This window comes from Pseudomonas sp. DL (genome assembly GCF_047199225.1).
Classification (GTDB): domain Bacteria; phylum Pseudomonadota; class Gammaproteobacteria; order Pseudomonadales; family Pseudomonadaceae; genus Pseudomonas; species Pseudomonas aeruginosa.
This window is the reverse complement of record NZ_CP178323.1, coordinates 1,654,004-1,669,630: the sequence shown is the minus strand read 5'-3', so window position 1 is coordinate 1,669,630 and position 15,627 is coordinate 1,654,004. Positions and strand designations below refer to the sequence as shown.

Genomic DNA, 15,627 nt, shown 5'->3' with positions numbered 1-15,627 from the left:
GGTGTCCGGGCCGCGAGCGGGCCCGGAGGACATTGCGGCAGTCTCCGCTTGCCGGGCACGGCCGGCGGAGGAACAATCCGGGGGCCGCCGTCGCCACGGGTGCGAGGCGCAGCGACGGCGGTTCGTGCGCCGGAGAGGAGCGCCAACTCCTCTCCGGCCTTTAGCGCAAGCAGTCCACGAACGCTATCGTGGACAGTTGCTCAGGCCGCCAGGGCCAGGTCGTGCGGCAGTTCCTGCACGCCGACCACGCCGATTTCCGCCGCTGCCGCAGCCGGGGTGGCATGGGCGACGCCGGCCGCGGCCAACTGGTCGAAGGTGGAGTTGATCGACAGGCTCGGGTCGACCGCTTTCAGCAACGCGTCGATCTGCCCCTGCAGGGCGCTGCTGTCACCGCTCATCAGGCCGTAGACCACCTTGTGCACGGTGCCGTCGCGGCCCTGGGCGATCGGCGAATCCAGGCCCAGGTTGCTGAAGCTCACCTCCTGGCTGTCCAGGGCGTAGCCACCGCTGGAGGCGCCGCCGGTCAGGGTGTCGCCGAGGGCGATGCTGTCCAGCTTGCCCCACAGGGTGTGGCTGGGGTTGCTGAAAAGGGTGTAGTGGAGGTCGCCGCCGGCGATGAAGGCCGCGTCGCTGGCGGTGCTCTTCAGCGCGTACTGGCTGCCGTCGAACGGACCGGGGTTGAAGCCGCCGGTATTGCTGCCGTCCACCACCTGGCCCGGACGATGGTTGACGTCGCCGAAGTAGGCCGACCAGTCCGCCAGGTAATCCGCTACGGTCCAGCCGCTGTAGGTGGTGCTGTAGGAAATCGAAATGCTCATGCCAAAACTCCAATTCAACGAGTGGTGAATGCCGGAGCGCACGGATGCCCGCTCCGGTTTTGCCCTTCACTGGGCAAAACGGGGGTCAGAACTGGTATTCGAGGGTGCCTTGCAGGGTCCGCCCGCGACCGAGGGTGAAGGCCAGCACGTCGCCCAGCGGCACCAGGTAGGCGCGGTCGGTGACGTTCTCCATGGCCAGGCGCAGGGTCAGTTCATCGCTCACCCGGTAGCTGCCGTACAGGTCGTAGACGGTGTATTCCTTCCAGTCCGCCGGGTACACGCCGGCCTGCGACACCGTGGCGCCGCCGGCCACCGAGTAGCCTTCGCTGTAGCGGGCACGGGCGCCGACGTCCAGCCTGCGGTCGAAGAAGCGCATGCCCAGGGTCAGCGAGCCGCGGTCCATCGGCATGTGTTCGGCGGAGCCGAGCACCGCGCTGCAATGGGTGGCGGCGTTGGCCTGCTCGTCCGGCCGCATGTCGATCACCGGCGGGCGGCGACCGCTGCCCTTCACCGTCTGGGTGACGCCGCCGAGCCAGGCGGTCTTCGAACAGAAGTCGTTGCTGCCGATCATGTGCGTGTAGGAGAGCTGCCCGTAGGCCAGCCCGGCATCGTAGTCGAGCTGGTACTCGACGCCACGGAAGCGCGTGCTGTCGAGGTTGTTGACGTAGGCGCTGTTGCCGATCCCGGCCATGCCGTAGCCCGGCGGCTGCATGCCCATGCCCATGAAGATGAAGTCGTCGACCCGGGTGTCGAAGTAGGCGACCTTCATGCCCAGGCGGTCGTCGCTGAACCAGAGGTTCTCCTTCAGCACGTTGAAACCGACTTCCCAGGCCTTCGAGCGCTCCGGACTGAGGAACGGGTTGGGGTACATGTTTTCCGCGCCGCCGCCGTGGGGGCGGCCGGTGATCAGGCTCTCGGTCACCGCCGGCGGGCGCCAGCCCTTGCCGTAGGTGGCGAACAACTGCAACCAGTCGACGCCGGGCTTGACCGACAGGCCGAAGGTCGGCGAGAAGCGCCCCTCCTCGCGGTCGACGGCGTATTGCAGCGGCATGTCGGTCTGCCGGGTGGTGCCAAGGATGAAGGTGCGCGCGTTGAAGCCGGTGTCGCCGCGCAGGCGGTAGCGGTCGTAACGCAGCCCGGCGTTGAGGTTGAGCCAGTCGTCGTAGTCGTAGTCGAGACGGGCGAACAGGCTACCGAGGGCGCGGTCGCCCTTGGGGGTCATGCCTTCGGCCGCAGGGAAGCCGACCGCCGAGGTGCTCGCCCGCGGCTGGCTGGAGTCCGGCCGCACCTTGTCGTAGAAGAACTCCAGGCCATAGTTGGCGCGCAGCGTGGAGAGATCGTCGAGAGCGAAGGTCGAGGTGTTCTGCGCCTGCGCGCCGTAGGTGTCGGTCTGGTAGGTGATCGAGTAGCCGGGGGTGATACCGCGTTGCAGGGTCTGCTGGCGGTTGCGGTTGTCGACGTAGTAGAGCTTGGCCTTGAAGTCCACCAGCGGGTTGTCCGGCGCGTAGCCGTAGTCGATGGCGAAGTTCTGCGCACGCACGTCGCTGCTGCCGAGCTTTTCCCAGAGCGCCTGGTTCTCGGTGTTGAGCATGTTGGCGTCGTCGTAGGACACCTGGGTGGTCAGGTAGCTGAACTGCAGGCGCTGGTCCTGCGGCAGGGCGACGCCAAGCTTGGCCAGTCGCGAGCGCATCACATAGCCGGAGTAGGCCACCGGCGAATGCTTGACCCGCTGCCCGGCCTCGGGATTGAACCAGGCGCCGGTGCGCAGCTCGCCAATGCTGCCCTTGGTCCCCGGGTCGTAGTCGCCCAGGTGGCGCTCGCTGGCGGCGACCAGCATGTCCCAGACCTCGGTGCCGATGGCGAAGGCCGCGCTGCCGATGAAGTGGGTGCCATTGGCGTCGCCGCCCAGGCCGCTGGTGAGGCGCACCCGGCCACCGACCTGCTTGCCCGGCCTGACCAGGTCGCGGGCCTCCAGGGTGCGGAAGTTGGCGATCCCGCCGATCACCCCGGCGCCGCCCATGGCCGAGCTGGCGCCCTTGTCGATGACCACCTCGCTGAGCAGCTCGGGATCGACGTAGAGCGTCCCGTTGCGCTGCTGGTGGCCGCTCTGCTGGTAGTTCTGGCGCATGCCGTCGACCGACATGTTGACCCGCCCGTAGTCCTGGATGCCACGGATGTTCACCGACAGGCCGGGGTCCTGCTGGCTCACCGAGGAGTACACCCCGGGGGTTTCCTCGAGCATGTCGGCGGCATGCCGCGGCGGGTTGCGCTCGATCTGCTCGCGGCCGATCACGCTGACCGAATGCGGCGTCTGGTAGACCCAGTCGTCCGGACGCGCGGCGGAGATCACCGAGGGCGACATCTGCACCAGGTCGTCCTGGCTGACGCGGATCAGGCTCAATTGGTCCTTGCCGGAGAAGCGGTATTCCACCGGGCTGCCCTGGAGCATCTGGCTCAGGCCGTCGGCCAGCACGTATTCGCCGTGCACCGCCGCGCTGCCGAGACCGGCGAAACGCTGGCTGTCGAAGAACACCTGAACCCCGGCCTGCTCGGCGAATCGCAGCAGGGCGCGGTTCAGCGGTTGTGCCGGGATGTCCAGCCGGACCCGGCGCAGCGCGGTCTGCTGCTGGCTCGCCGAGTCCGCCCCGTCTTGCGCATGCAGCGGTAGCGCGGCCGTTCCCAGCAGGACCAGGCCCAGCCCCAGGGCCAGTTGCGCCCCCTTGCGACCGCCTCGCACGGCACTCCATCCACGATGTTTCATGACAGCGCCTACACTCCATCGTTTTGTGTAATAAGAATCAGTCTCGTTAAGAGAACGATGGAGGCAGGGAAAGTCAGTAACGGAAATCGAGAAAATTTTTCGCCGGCGGGATCCACGGCTCGAAAATGCGCTTCCCGGCCCCTGCCGGAACAAGCGCGCGGGGCGACTGCCCGGCCCGTGGTCGAGGCTCTCGGAAGCGATCGCGCCGCTCAGTACAGCAGCGTCACTCCCGCCAGGCCCAGGCTGCGCACTCCCAGCTCATCGCTGATCGACTGCAACGAGGCCTCCAGGTCGGCGACCCGGAATACGCCGCTGACCCGCCGCTGCGCCAACGCACCGGGAGCCACCAGCAAATGCCCCGGCCGGTAGCGATTGAGCCGCGCCACCACCTCGCCCAGCGGCTGCTCGTCGAAGACCAGCAGGCCGCGCCGCCAACTGGTCAGGTCGTCGAGGCGACCGCCCAGCGGCGCCTCGACGCCGCCCTCCGCGCTGTAGCGCAGGCTCTCGCCCTCGCCCAGCTCGCGGCGCCCGACGGTCCCCGTGCGCGGATGCGCCAGGGCCACCGCGACGCGGTGTTCGAGCACCCCGACCTGGACGCTGCCGTCCTCGTTGCGGCTGACCAGGAACCGAGTACCCAGCGCGCGAGTGCTGCCGCCGGCGCTTTCCACCACGAAGGGCCGTGTCTCCCGCCCCGCGCGGGGGGCGGCGCGGAAGATCGCGCTGCCTTCGAGCAGGCGCACCCGTCGCTCGCGGCTGTCGTAGGCGACATCGATGGCACTCTGTGCGTCCAGCTCGACCTCGCTGCCATCCACCAGCCGCAGGATGCGTACCTCGCCCTTGCCGGTAGAGTGGTCGGCCAGCCAGGTCACGCCGGCGTCGCGTTCGCTCCAGGCGCTGCCCAGGGCCAGCAGCACCGCCGCCGCCGCGGCCCAGCCGCGCCAGCCCTTGCGCCGCCCCCCGGCGCGGCGCGGCGCGCTGGCGACCGGCGTCTGAACCATCGTCCGCGGTTCGGTCAGCGATCCCAGCTGTTTCCAGGTCCGTTGCGCCAGCGCCAGCGCGGCCGGGTGCCGGGGGTCGGCCGCCAGCCAGCCGTCCAGCGCTTCGCGCCGGGACCGGTCGAGGTCGCCGCCGTCCAGGCGGATCGCCCATTCGGCGGCCTGCTGGCGGATCTGCTGTTGTTCCTGGGGGCTGTTCACGTGCGGCTCTCGTTGGTCGTTATAGAGGTTCAGACGCGCGAACCGGCAAGACTCGGTAATCCATTCAGCGGGACTCCTCGAGTGCCTGCATCACATGGGCCAGGGCGCGGGCCAGGTGCTTCTGCACCGAGCTATCGGAGATTTCCAGGCGTCTCGCCACCTCGGCATGGGTCAGCCCCTCCAGACGGTTGAGACGGAAGATCTCACGGGTGCGCGGCGGCAGTTCGGCGACTATCTCGCGCAGGCGGGCAAGCGCATCGGCATCCACCGCGGACTCCTCGGGGCCGGGCTGGTCGGCGACGAACCCGGCGAGGTCGTCGTTGGGCCGGGTCTCGGTGCGGCGCCGCCGTTCCTGCCGGTAATGGTCGATGGTGAGGTTGTGCGCGGTGCGGTAGAGATAGGCGTCGACATGCTCGATCGGCTCCTTGTGCCGCTGCTCGGCCAGGCGCAGGAAGCTTTCCTGCGCCAGGTCCGCCGCCAGGTGTGGATCACGGGTCTTGCGCAACAGATACGACTGCAACTGCCGGGCATGCCTGAGAAACAGTGCCTTGAGATCCTGCTCCGCCAACGGCGCATCCACCCACGTCCTTTCAGAAGGACAGCAGCATATTTTTTATGATAATGATTTTCAATCGTATTATTGTGAGATGCCGGGCTCAGCCGAACACCGAGCCGCCGCCGAGGTAGGCCAGGCCCGCGCCAAGGGCCGCCAGCGCCAGCGGCGGGCGCATCGGCGCGTCGTTGATGGCGAAGGCCAGTTGCGCCAGCGGAAACAGCAGCAGGCAGAGCAATGCGCAGGGGATCGAACGGCGGCCGCCGCTGGCCACGGACCAGACGTAGCCGATGAGCAGGAGGGCGAAACCGAGGTCTTGCATGCCGGGCATCCTTGCGGGGCGGAAGGTATGCGCCGCGCAACGGGCGGCAGGCGCGCAACCTTAGCAGAAGCGCGGGAGCCGAGGAAAACCCGGCGCGGCCCGTGCCGCACCGGGTTCGCTCAATTGCCGCTGCAGCCGCTGCCCCAGGCCTTGTACTCGACGGTATGCCGCTCGCCCTGCGAGTCCTCGTAGACCAGGCGCGCCGGGACGATCCCACAGGCGCTCCACAGGTCGGTCTTGTAGATCACCCGGGCGATGTCCAGGCGCCCTTCCACGTAGTGCTGGCGGAGCGATTTCGAGTCCGGGTTGGGTCCGTAGGGCTGCTGCTGCGCCTGGGCCAGCGGCGCCAAGCCGAGCAGCGCGACAAGTGCCAACGGGATCACTCTCATGAGGATGTCTCCTTGGTAGAACGTTCAGCCTGAAACTACGCTGCGGAGACTGTCAGGCTCATGAGCCCGGCGTGACATTTCTGTCAGACGACGACCGCCCCGGCAATGCGCCGGCAATCCTGGCGCTATCCACGGACGGCAAGACGCCATATACTGGATGGATAACCAGTCAAAGCAACCTTGCGACTCAGAAGGCACAGAGGTGATGAATGGCCGTCGAAGTGGTGTACCGCAGCAGCCGGGATCAGGAGCGTTTGTTCATGGACAAGGCTGAAGCCGATCGTTACGACAAGATGCTGGAGCTGGCGGAAACGCTGGCCGAGGTGCTGCAGAAGGCGGTGCCGTCGCTGAAGGAGGAACAGGTGGAAGAACTCGGCATCTTCATGGCGAAGAACCGCGACGCCTTCGCCCGCGCCTTCAAGAACCAGCCGGACGCCCTCAACGAACTGTTCGAGGAAAACGCCGCGGACGAATGAGCCGCCGCTGCAAGCAAAGCGCAAGGAGCCGAAACATGCCGCGACAACTTGCCGGCCTGCTGTGCGTCCTCCTCGGCCTCGCCGGTGCCCCTGCCCTCGCCTGCCCGTTCCGGGCCACGGACGCCGAGACACCGGCAGCCTCTGCCGGCGCCGCGCAGGTCCTGGCCCTGGGCGGCGCCGGCAGGCTGCAACTCGACCTGCAACGGGCCCCCGCCACCCTGCTGCACAGCGGCGACCTGCTGATCGCCCGTTACGCCGAGGGTCACTACCTCGCCCACCGCCTGCTCGAAGGCAACGAGATGGGCGCGGACGAGGGCGAACGGCTCGACCTCCCGCGACAGGTTCGCCTGCTGTTCGGAGCCCTGCCGCTGGACGGCCTGCCCGACGCCGAGCGCGAGCGTCTCCAGGCGCAGCGCCAGGCCCTCGGCCTGTGCGACCGGCGCGCCAGCGCCAGCCGCTACCGCGTAGCCGGCACCGAGGTCTATCGCCTGCGCGGCAGCCAGGCCGGCAAGCCCTACCACGCGCTCTACCTGCTCGACGGTCCCCAGGTGCACTACCTCGACAGCTCCGGCAGCGACGCCTTCGTCGAACAACTGCTCGCCAGCCTGCGACGCCGCTGAGTCCGCGCGGCGCTTGTCCGACCCGCGCCCGGCTTGCCGGAAACTGGCGCTTGCCGTACAACGCCCGGCAGCCCCATCGACCAGGAAGGTCCCATGCCCGCTCTCCCCGCCTCCCCCGTCCGCTCCCGACGCTGGCGCCTGGACCGGCGCAGCCTGCTGCTGGCAATGCTGCTGTTCGGCCTGCTGGTCCTGCTCGCCACCCTGGGCCGGCATTGGGGCTGGATACGCAGCTTCGGCGGCGACCTGCTGGCGGTGGTCTGGCTCTACTACCTGATGGGCAGCGCGCTCAGGGCGCCGGCCGCCTGGCTGGCATCCGCCGCCTTTGCCGTCGGCGCGCTGCTGGAACTGGGCCAGTACCTGGCGGCGCAACTGCATTGGCAATTTTCCAGTCCCGTGCTGCGCATCGTTCTCGGTAGCTCCGCCGACGGCTTCGACCTGCTCGCCTATGCCCTCGGCGCGCTGCTGGCATGGTGGCTGGAGCGCCGGCGCTGATCAGCCGTCGGGCTGCTCCAGGGCGTTCACCAGTACCTTGAGGAAACGCGCCGCCTCGCCACCGGTGGCGGCGCGGTGATCGAAGCTCAGCGAGAGCGGCAGGATCGGGTGGATCGCCATCTCGCCGCGCCAGGCCACTACTTCGTCGCGGATGCCGCCGGCGCCGAGGATGGCCACCTGCGGCGGCACCACCACGGGGTTGGCGTAGCGGCCGAACAGGGTGCCGAAGTTGGATAGGGTCAGGGTCGCGCCGAGCATTTCCGCCGGCGGGATCGAGCGTGCCTGGACGTCTTCGCGCAGGCGCCGCATACCGGCGCGCAGGTCCTCCGCCGAACGCGCACCGACGTCGCGCAGCACCGGCACGAACAGGCCGTCCGGGGTGTCCACGGCGATCCCCAGGTCGAGCCGCTCATGCAGTTTCAGCGACAACGAGGCGCCATCGAACCAGGCGTTGAGGGTCGGCTCGGCGCGACAGGCCTCGGCCAGCGCCTGGGCCAGGCGGATCAACGGGTCGCGTGCGGTCTTCCAGCGATGCAGGTCGGCGTCGCCGTAGATCGTCACCGGCACCACCTCGGCATGCGAGCGCGCCATGTTCAGCGCCATGCTCCGCCGTACCCCGCGCAAGCGCTCGCCGCCGAAGCGTTCGCGGGCGCCCTGGGCGGCGGCCTCGACGTCGGCGCGGGTGATCAGGCCATCCGGGCCGGAGCCGCTCAGGCCGGCCAGTTCGACGCCCTGCTGGCGGGCGAACTGGCGCACCGCCGGGGTCGCGCGCGGTGCCAGGTGTTCGCGGGTGGACGGTGCGGCGCCGATGAAGAAACGGTCCTCCAGGGCGCTACCGCCGCCCTCCAGGCGCCCCACCACGGTACCGGCGTCCGCCTCCTCGCCCTCGAAGCCCACCAGCGGTTCGCCGACGTGGAGGATGTCGCCCTCGGCGCCGAACAGCTTGCCCACCACCCCATCGTAGGGCGCAGGGATGTCCACCAGCGCCTTGGCGGTTTCCACCGAGACCAGGCGCTGGTCGGCGCGCACGCTGTCGCCGGCCTTGACGTGCCATTCGACGATTTCCGCTTCCTGCAGGCCCTCGCCCAGGTCGGGCAGCTTGAAGTGCTTCATGGTCGTCTCCCCTTGGCTCAGGCGTAGCCGAGCACGGTGTCGCAGGCCGCCAGGATGTCCTCCACGGCGGGCATGTACAGCGCTTCCAGGCGGTACAGCGGCGGCGGGATATCGGCCGCGGCGACCCGCTGGATCGGCGCCCGCAGGTCGAACAGGACACGCTCGTAGAGGCTCGCGGCGATTTCCCCGCCGAGGCCGCCACTCTTCGGCGCCTCATGGACGATCACGCAGCGACCGGTCTTGCGCACCGAGGCTTCGAGGGTGTCGAGGTCGAGCGGCTTGAGGCAGGCGACGTCGATCACTTCGGCCTCGATGCCGCGCTGCGCCAGGCGCTCGGCGGCCTGCTGGGTCTCGTGGACGCTGGCGCCCCAGCTGACCAGGGTCAGGTCGCCGCCTTCGCGAAGGGTGAAGCAACTGTCCAGCGGCAGGCGCCGGGCGTCGTCCGCCAGCGGCTGCGGGTTCATCCGGTAGAGCCGGGTCGGCTCGAGGAAGATCACCGGATCGGGATCGTCGATCGCCGCCAGGAGCAGGCCGTAGGCCCGCGCCGGCGACGACGGCACCAGCACGCGGACGCCGGGGATGTGCGCGAACATCGCCTCGGTCGCCTCGCTGTGGTGCTCCGGCGCGCGGATCCCCGCGCCCATCGGCGTGCGCAGCACCAACGGGCAGGCCAGGCGGCCGCGGGTGCGATTGCGCAGGCGGCTGGCATGGGACACCAGTTGCTCCATGGCGGCGTAGATGAAGCCCATGAACTGGATCTCCATCACCGGCTTCAGGCCCTGGGCGGCCATGCCGATGGACAGCCCGGCGATCATGTTCTCCGCCAGCGGCGTATCCAGCACCCGCTTGAAGCCGAAGCGCTCGCGCAGGCCGAGGGTGGCGCGAAACACCCCGCCGTTGACCCCGACGTCTTCGCCCAGCACCACCACCGTCTCGTCCTCGGCCATGGCCCGGTGCAACGCCAGGTTGACCGCCTCCAGAAGGGCCAGGCGTTTCGCTTCGCCGTTGCGCTCATTCATGTTCGGCCCCTCCCTGCCGCCGCGCGGCGCGCTCCAGCAATTGCTCGCGCTGCTCCTCCAGGACCGCCGGCCAGCGCGCGTAGACATGCTCGAACAGTGCCTGCGGCGCCTGCGCGGCGAACGTCTCGAAACGCTCCACCGCCTCCTGCACCCGCGCCTGGCACTCGCCCACCAGCGCCTGCTCGCGCTCCTCGTCCCACTGGCCGCGGCCGGCGAGGAAGGCGCGCAGGCGCTTGATCGGCTCCTCGCGCCAGGCCTGGTTGACCTCCTCGGCGGAACGGTAGCGGCTGGCGTCGTCGGCCGTGGTGTGGTCGCACAGGCGATAGCTGATGCACTCCAGCAGGGTCGGCCCCTTGCCCTGGCGCGCGCGCTCCAGGGCCGCGCGGACGCGTTCGGCGACCGCCAGCACGTCGTTGCCGTCCACCTGTTCGCCGGGGAAGCCGGCACCCACCGCCTTCTCCGCCAGGGTCGGCGCGCCGCACTGGATGCGCCGCGGCACCGAGATCGCCCACTGGTTGTTGTTGACCACGAAGAGCACCGGCAACTGCCAGGCGCCCGCCACGTTCAGCGCCTCGAGGAAATCGCCCTTGCTGGTGGCGCCGTCGCCGCAGGTGGTCACCGCCACCCGGTGTTCGCCGCGGATGCGGAACGCCGAGGCGACCCCGCAGGCATGCAGGGCCTGGGTGGCGATCGGCACGCAAATGGGAAAGTCCTGCGCCGCCAGCGGTTCGGCGTAGTCGCTGCCGCGCTCGTCGCCGCCCCAGTAGAGGAGGATGTCCTCCATGCGCACGCCGCGCATCAATTGCACGGCGGTATCGCGGTAATACGGCACCAGCACGTCCTCGGCGCGCATCTGGCTGCCGATGGCCACTCCGATGGCTTCCTGGCCGAGGGTTGGCGCATAGGTGCCGATCCGCCCGGTACGCTGGAGGGCCACCGCCTTCTGGTCGAACAGGCGGGTCAGGAGCATCTGCCGGTAGAGGCCGACCAGCGCATCGCTGTCGCCGGCCCAGGCGGGCAACTCGCCGAGGGGCCGACCGTCGCTGTCGAGGTAGCGGGTGAAAGGCGGGTCGATCCGGTTGTGAACCATCGCAAACCTCCTCCGCACGCCGGGTAGGCGTGCCGCTCAGGGTCGCGCCGCGGGTGGCGGCGTGCACGCGCGGCGCGGCGGGGGTGGCCCGCACTGCCGCTGGCGAGGCCCGCTGGCGGCCTCGCCGGAAACGCCGGCCCGTCACTGCGGGCCGTAGAGAATCCGTTCCGCCAGACGGTCGGCGATCCGCGCCGGCGACTGGTGGTCGGCCTGGGCATGGGCATAGATCTCGGTGAGCCGCGCGGGAATCCGCGCCAGGTGCGCGGTGATGCTGTGCGGGTCGGCGCCGCGGTGCTTGAGGGCGACGTAGATCAGGCCGCCGGAGTTGATCACGTAGTCCGGCGCATAGAGGATGCCGCGCGCCTCCAGCTCGTCGGCGACCTCCGGCCGCTCCAACTGGTTGTTCGCCGCCCCGGCCACCGCCGCGCAGCGCAACTGGCTGACGCTCTGGCTGGTGAGCACGCCGCCCAGGCCGCAGGGCGCGAGGATGTCGCAAGGGGTGGAGAGCAATGCCTCCGGCGCCAGCGGATGGGCACCGAGCTGCTCGACGGCCAGTTGCACCCGGCCGGGATCGAGGTCGCAGACCAGCAGCTCGGCGCCGACCGCCGCCAGTTGCTCGGCCAATGCGTAGCCGACGTGGCCGAGCCCCTGCACCGCGACCCGCAGGCCTTCCAGGTCGTCGCTGCCGAGGCGCGCCTGGGCGCTGGCGCGAATCCCGGCGAACACGCCGAGGGCGGTATGCGGCGAGGGGTCGCCGGCCTGGGTGGTGCTGGTGACGTGGCGGGTCTGCTGGGCGATGCAGTCCATGTCGGCGCTGGAGGTACCGCTGTCCACCGCAGTGATGTAGCGTCCGCCGAGGCTTTCGATGAAGCGCCCGAAGGCCTCGAACAGCGCGCCGCGATTGTCCAGGTGCGGCGGGCGGATGATCACCGCCTTGCCGCCGCCCTGCTCCAGCCCGGCCAGGGCCGCCTTGTAGCTCATGCCCTGGGCCAGGCGGATGGCGTCGCCGATGGCGGCTTCGTCGTTGGGGTAAGGCAGGTAGCGACAACCACCCAGCGCCGGGCCGAGTCGCGTGCTGTGGATGGCGATAATGGCCTTGAGTCCCGTGGCCGGGTCTTGGGCGAGGTGGAGACCCTCGAGCCGGGCCGCGTCCATCATGTCGAACATGCTGGGGCTCCCCTGCTTGCTGCTTGTTGTCCGGGCCGGGCCGTTGCCGCCCGGCACCTTCAGTATAGGCAGGCGTCGGCGAAACGCCCGCAAGGCCGACGACCAGGCGGCGGCGCTCGCCGAGCCGGGTACTGGACGAAGCTTCGGCGGACGGTTACAACCTTGGGGTCCGCCCGCTCGAAACCGGCCCCGGCGTGCTCCGAACGGCCCGTCCGCAGCGATCCAGGCGCACCAGGAGGAAAGCCATGGACCCGCGTCAAGCCTGCCTCGATTGTCTCGCCCAGGAACCGCCAGCGCTGTTCGAGGCGGCCCTGTGGATCGCCGCGGAGCACCTCCCGGCGTATTCGCCCGCCCACGCCCTGCGCGAGCTCGACGAACTCGTCCGGCAGATCGGCGCCAGCCTGGACGACCGCGCCTCGGCCAGCGAGCGCGCCCAGGGGTTGCTGCGGCGAATGAGCGAACAGGGTTTCTGCGAAGACGACGACTTCCCCCTGCAACCGCGCTCGGCCCTGCTCCCGCTGGTGCTGCAGCGGCGCCAGGGACAGCCGTTGTCGCTGGCGCTGGTGGCCATGGAACTGGCGCGGCGGCTGGACATTCCGCTGGTCGGAGTGAACTTCCCGGGACGCTTCCTGCTGCGCGTGCCGCAGGCCGACCATCTGCTCGACCCGGCCACCGGGCGACGCCTCTATACCCCCGACTGCCGCGAACTGCTGCTGCGCCTGCAAGGGCCGAAGAGCGAACTGCAGGCCGCCTACCTGAAGCAGGCCTCTCCCGGGGAAATCCTCCAGCGTCTGTCGCGCAACCTGCGACAACTGCACAGCGCCGCCGGCGAGCCGCTGGCCGCGCTGAAGGATGCCCAGCGGGTGATCGAACTCGGCCCGGTGGGCGCCGCCGACCACGAGGCCCGCGCCGGCCTCTATCGGCAACTGGATTGCCCGCAGGCGGAACGCTACGACCTGGAACGCGCGCTCTTGCTCAGCGACGATCCCACCGAGCAACTGCGCCTCGGCCAGCGCCTGGGCGAACTCGCCCCGCCGACCGGCCGCGCCCTGCACTGAGGCCGCTCAGGCGAGCAGGCCGAGGGCCTTGGCCCTCGCCACCGCCTGGGTCCGACGGGCCACCCCGAGCTTGCCGTTGATCCGCCGGGCGTGGGTCTTCACCGTGTGCAGGGAAATGAACAGTTGCTCGCCGATCTCCTGGTTGGAGCAGCCCTGGGCGATCAGGCCGAGCACCGCCAGCTCCCGACAACTGAGCGGACTGAGCCCCTCCTCTTCTTCCCCCGGCAGGGCGGCGAACAGTTGCGGCTGGCGATCCCGCAGTCGCCGCTGCGGCAGTTGCAGGCCTAGCCGCTCCGCCAGCTCCAGGCCGCTGCGCAGGGTCTGCTGGGCCTGGGGCAATTGTCCGGAGAGGAACTGGCACTCGGCGATACCCATGCGCACTTCGCAAAGCAGCGTCTGCCGCCCCTGCGCCTCGAGAATGGCGAGCAGCCCGCGCAGCCGCGCTTCGGCGGCGGCTGCCTCGCCGCTGTAGAGTTCGGCCAGTGCCAATTGGTGCTCTACCCGCGCTTCCAACTCCGGTTCGGAGGGCGGCGACAGGCGCGCCCGTCCCGGCTGGAAGTAGGCGCGGACCCGCAGCAGGATCTCCCGCGCCTGCGCCGGCCTTCCCTGCTGCAGGGTCAGGGCGGAGCTGACCAGCAGCAGCGCGCCGCGATACAGCGGATCGGGGACATGGCGCTGCTGCATCAGCCGCTCGACCTCCAGCAGGCGGTTGAACGCCGCGTCCAGGTCGCCCTGCCCGGCTTCCAGCAAGGCCAGTCCCAGGTAGCCGTAGAGCGCCCAGGGATCGAGATTCTCCCGTGCCTGCTCCAGCCCCAGCCGATACCAGTGCCCGGCGTCGACCTCGCGGCCCTGCTGCAGGCACAGGCGCGCGCGGCGCAGGGCGATCCGGCCGAGCATCGGGCTGCCCTGCTGGCCGAGGTCCTCCAGGTAGCGCTGGGCGCGATCGAGGACGCCTTCCGCGCGCAGCAGTTCGCCGCGCTGCTCCAGCCACTGCGCCCGCTCCAGTTCGATCAGCGCCTCGAAGATCAGGCTGTCGTGCTCGCGCGCCAGGCGCAAAGCATCGCGGCCGATCAACCGCGCCTGGTCCATCCGCCCCTCGATCATCGCCAGTTGCATCAGCGCCGAGCGGCAGATCAGTCCCTGCGACCAGGCGTCCTCCGGCAGTTGCTCCAGCGCCTCGCGCAGGTAGTCGGCGGCGCCGCGCTCGCCGCGGCAGTGCAGGAGGATCCCGAACAAGCCCTGCCATTGCGCCAGCAGCACCCGCTGGCGGGACGCCGAGGGCATCGGCAGGAAGCGCGCCAACTGGCCGATGCAGTCCTCGGCTTCGGCCAGGCGTCCGGCGTAGAGCAGCGTCCAGGCATTCAGGATCACCAGGCGCGGCGTGCTGGCCAGCAGCGCCGCCGGCAGTTCGTCGCGCAGGGCCAGGACCATGCCGATGTTGTGGCCGTGCAGCAATTGCTCCTCGGTGAGCTTCTGCAACAATCCGGCGGCGGTTTCCGGTTCGTCGGCGGCCAGCGCCTGGTCGACCGCCTCGCGGGTCTCGCCGTGTTCGGCGAACCATTCGCAGGCTTCCCGGTGGAAGTCCCGCTGCGGGCGCTGTGGCGCTTCGCGCCAGGCCTCGCGGATCGCCGGCGGCAGGCTGTAGCGCTGGTTCGCATCGGCCAGCAGGGGGAAGCCCCGCGCCAACAGGTCGTCCAGCCCGTGGGGCAGCTCCTCGAACAGCCGGCGGAACAGCTCCGGACCGACTTGCGGCAGCCAGGCCAGGGCACGCGCGGCGTCGGCCAGCGGCGGCGGCAGCTCGTCGAGCAACTCGTGCTGGAGGTATTCCTGCAACAACGGTCCGGCCGTCTCTTCGCCGACCAGCAGGCGCAAGCGCAACGCGGCGCACCAACCGCCGCTGCGTTCCAGCAGTGTCCCGGCCGTAGCGGCATCGGCGCTGCGCCCGTGCAGGCGGAGCAGTTCGGCGACCTCGTCGGCATCGAACGCCAGCAGGCCGCCGTCGACCTCCAGCAACTCCCCTTCCAGCAGCAACCGCGCCAGGTTGCACTGCGGCCGCCGCCGGCTCGCCAGCCACCAGCCCACCCGTGGCGAGGCCGCGCTCAACAGGCGATCGAGGCAGGCGTCGAGGGCGGGGTCGGGATGCCGTGGGTAATCGTCGAGCAGCAGCCACAGCGCGGAAGCGTTGCGCAGCCGCCGGCACAGCTGCGCTTCGTCGCTGTCCTCGGCCAAGCCGAGAGCGCCGGCCAGGCGGCGGCGGAAGGTCGCGGGGTCCAGCGCTTCCCCGCCCAGCGCCAGCCAGACCACCTGCACGCCAGGCGGCGCCCGCCGTGCGCATTCTCCGAGGAGGACGGTCTTGCCGCTGCCGGCGGGCGCGCAGAGCAGTCGCAGGCGGCATTCGCCGCGCAGCAGCGGCTGGTGCAAACGGGGCCGCGGCAGGTGCTGCGGCGGCAGCCGCGGCAAGGCGGCGGGCAGCTCGGTCGGCTCGGTCATGGCAGTGCTCTTGTTCTGTCGAAGCGCCTTGCCGGGAGCCTAGACCGCGCCTGCCCCGCTGCT

15 protein-coding genes are annotated in these 15,627 nt (G+C 70.1%); 4 read left to right on the top strand and 11 right to left on the bottom strand.

Features of this window, described 5'->3' with window-relative positions:
- Positions 1-200 precede the first annotated feature (200 nt).
- The 6 genes from hasA to ACI766_RS07765 all read right to left on the bottom strand — a co-directional run bounded on the left by hasA (position 201) and on the right by ACI766_RS07765 (position 6,039).
- Positions 201-818 (bottom strand): heme acquisition protein HasA, encoded by a 618-nt coding sequence (gene hasA / locus ACI766_RS07790; protein ID WP_003091842.1) that lies wholly within the window; start codon positions 816-818, stop codon positions 201-203.
- A gap of 85 nt (positions 819-903) precedes the next feature.
- Positions 904-3,579, bottom strand: coding sequence for a heme uptake receptor HasR (gene hasR, locus ACI766_RS07785; RefSeq protein ID WP_017001280.1), 2,676 nt, complete (start codon positions 3,577-3,579; stop codon positions 904-906).
- 209 nt (positions 3,580-3,788) lie between these two features.
- The gene (locus ACI766_RS07780) at positions 3,789-4,775 is read right to left on the bottom strand and encodes a FecR family protein (protein ID WP_023121977.1); all 987 of its coding nucleotides are present in this window, start codon (positions 4,773-4,775) and stop codon (positions 3,789-3,791) included.
- Between the two features lie 64 nt (positions 4,776-4,839).
- Positions 4,840-5,355, bottom strand: coding sequence for an RNA polymerase sigma factor (locus ACI766_RS07775; protein ID WP_003453324.1), 516 nt, complete (start codon positions 5,353-5,355; stop codon positions 4,840-4,842).
- Between the two features lie 76 nt (positions 5,356-5,431).
- Complete coding sequence (locus ACI766_RS07770) at positions 5,432-5,650, bottom strand: hypothetical protein (protein ID WP_003091846.1); 219 nt, start codon at positions 5,648-5,650, stop codon at positions 5,432-5,434.
- 119 nt (positions 5,651-5,769) lie between these two features.
- The gene (locus ACI766_RS07765) at positions 5,770-6,039 is read right to left on the bottom strand and encodes a DUF2790 domain-containing protein (RefSeq protein WP_003091850.1); all 270 of its coding nucleotides are present in this window, start codon (positions 6,037-6,039) and stop codon (positions 5,770-5,772) included.
- A 209-nt stretch (positions 6,040-6,248) separates the two neighbouring features.
- Between ACI766_RS07765 and ACI766_RS07760 the strand changes: the two genes are divergently transcribed.
- From ACI766_RS07760 to ACI766_RS07750, 3 genes are all read left to right on the top strand, one after another.
- A complete protein-coding gene (locus ACI766_RS07760) occupies positions 6,249-6,515 on the top strand; it encodes a YebG family protein (RefSeq protein WP_003091854.1) in 267 nt (88 codons plus the stop codon).
- 35 nt (positions 6,516-6,550) lie between these two features.
- The gene (locus tag ACI766_RS07755; protein ID WP_003122204.1) at positions 6,551-7,135 is read left to right on the top strand and encodes a hypothetical protein; all 585 of its coding nucleotides are present in this window, start codon (positions 6,551-6,553) and stop codon (positions 7,133-7,135) included.
- Between the two features lie 93 nt (positions 7,136-7,228).
- The gene (locus ACI766_RS07750; RefSeq protein ID WP_003453327.1) at positions 7,229-7,627 is read left to right on the top strand and encodes a DUF2809 domain-containing protein; all 399 of its coding nucleotides are present in this window, start codon (positions 7,229-7,231) and stop codon (positions 7,625-7,627) included.
- Here the strand turns inward: ACI766_RS07750 and ACI766_RS07745 are convergent, their stop codons facing one another.
- The 4 genes from ACI766_RS07745 to ACI766_RS07730 form a co-directional block, all read right to left on the bottom strand.
- Positions 7,628-8,740, bottom strand: a complete 1,113-nt coding sequence (locus ACI766_RS07745) for a dihydrolipoamide acetyltransferase family protein (protein ID WP_003138213.1) — start codon at positions 8,738-8,740, stop codon at positions 7,628-7,630.
- 17 nt (positions 8,741-8,757) lie between these two features.
- A complete protein-coding gene (locus ACI766_RS07740) occupies positions 8,758-9,759 on the bottom strand; it encodes an alpha-ketoacid dehydrogenase subunit beta (RefSeq protein WP_003106981.1) in 1,002 nt (333 codons plus the stop codon).
- Complete coding sequence (gene pdhA / locus ACI766_RS07735) at positions 9,752-10,849, bottom strand: pyruvate dehydrogenase (acetyl-transferring) E1 component subunit alpha (RefSeq protein ID WP_003106978.1); 1,098 nt, start codon at positions 10,847-10,849, stop codon at positions 9,752-9,754. The genes ACI766_RS07740 and pdhA overlap by 8 nt, the downstream gene beginning before the upstream one ends.
- A 141-nt stretch (positions 10,850-10,990) precedes the next feature.
- Positions 10,991-12,016: a Leu/Phe/Val dehydrogenase gene (locus ACI766_RS07730; RefSeq protein ID WP_003091859.1), complete on the bottom strand. Its 1,026-nt coding sequence runs from the start codon at positions 12,014-12,016 to the stop codon at positions 10,991-10,993.
- Positions 12,017-12,261: 245 nt separating this feature from the next.
- Here ACI766_RS07730 and ACI766_RS07725 point away from each other — a divergent pair, with 245 nt between their 5' ends.
- Entirely contained in the window at positions 12,262-13,074 is an 813-nt protein-coding gene (locus ACI766_RS07725; RefSeq protein WP_003162663.1) for a SirB1 family protein, read from the top strand.
- Positions 13,075-13,080: 6 nt separating this feature from the next.
- Here ACI766_RS07725 and ACI766_RS07720 read toward each other — a convergent pair whose 3' ends face one another.
- On the bottom strand, positions 13,081-15,564 hold the full coding sequence (locus ACI766_RS07720) for a LuxR C-terminal-related transcriptional regulator (protein WP_003453331.1): 2,484 nt from the start codon (positions 15,562-15,564) through the stop codon (positions 13,081-13,083).
- Positions 15,565-15,627: the final 63 nt, after the last annotated feature.

Excerpts from the sequence above, each read along its gene's own strand:
- hasA (WP_003091842.1), bottom strand. The coding sequence starts at position 818 with ATGAGCATTTCGATTTCCTACAGCACCACCTACAGCGGCTGGACCGTA.
- hasR (WP_017001280.1), bottom strand. The coding sequence starts at position 3,579 with ATGAAACATCGTGGATGGAGTGCCGTGCGAGGCGGTCGCAAGGGGGCG.
- ACI766_RS07770 (WP_003091846.1), bottom strand. The coding sequence starts at position 5,650 with ATGCAAGACCTCGGTTTCGCCCTCCTGCTCATCGGCTACGTCTGGTCC.
- ACI766_RS07765 (WP_003091850.1), bottom strand. The coding sequence starts at position 6,039 with ATGAGAGTGATCCCGTTGGCACTTGTCGCGCTGCTCGGCTTGGCGCCG.
- ACI766_RS07760 (WP_003091854.1), top strand. The coding sequence starts at position 6,249 with ATGGCCGTCGAAGTGGTGTACCGCAGCAGCCGGGATCAGGAGCGTTTG.
- ACI766_RS07755 (WP_003122204.1), top strand. The coding sequence starts at position 6,551 with ATGCCGCGACAACTTGCCGGCCTGCTGTGCGTCCTCCTCGGCCTCGCC.
- ACI766_RS07750 (WP_003453327.1), top strand. The coding sequence starts at position 7,229 with ATGCCCGCTCTCCCCGCCTCCCCCGTCCGCTCCCGACGCTGGCGCCTG.
- ACI766_RS07745 (WP_003138213.1), bottom strand. The coding sequence starts at position 8,740 with ATGAAGCACTTCAAGCTGCCCGACCTGGGCGAGGGCCTGCAGGAAGCG.
- ACI766_RS07740 (WP_003106981.1), bottom strand. The coding sequence starts at position 9,759 with ATGAATGAGCGCAACGGCGAAGCGAAACGCCTGGCCCTTCTGGAGGCG.
- pdhA (WP_003106978.1), bottom strand. The coding sequence starts at position 10,849 with ATGGTTCACAACCGGATCGACCCGCCTTTCACCCGCTACCTCGACAGC.
- ACI766_RS07730 (WP_003091859.1), bottom strand. The coding sequence starts at position 12,016 with ATGTTCGACATGATGGACGCGGCCCGGCTCGAGGGTCTCCACCTCGCC.
- ACI766_RS07725 (WP_003162663.1), top strand. The coding sequence starts at position 12,262 with ATGGACCCGCGTCAAGCCTGCCTCGATTGTCTCGCCCAGGAACCGCCA.
- ACI766_RS07720 (WP_003453331.1), bottom strand. The coding sequence starts at position 15,564 with ATGACCGAGCCGACCGAGCTGCCCGCCGCCTTGCCGCGGCTGCCGCCG.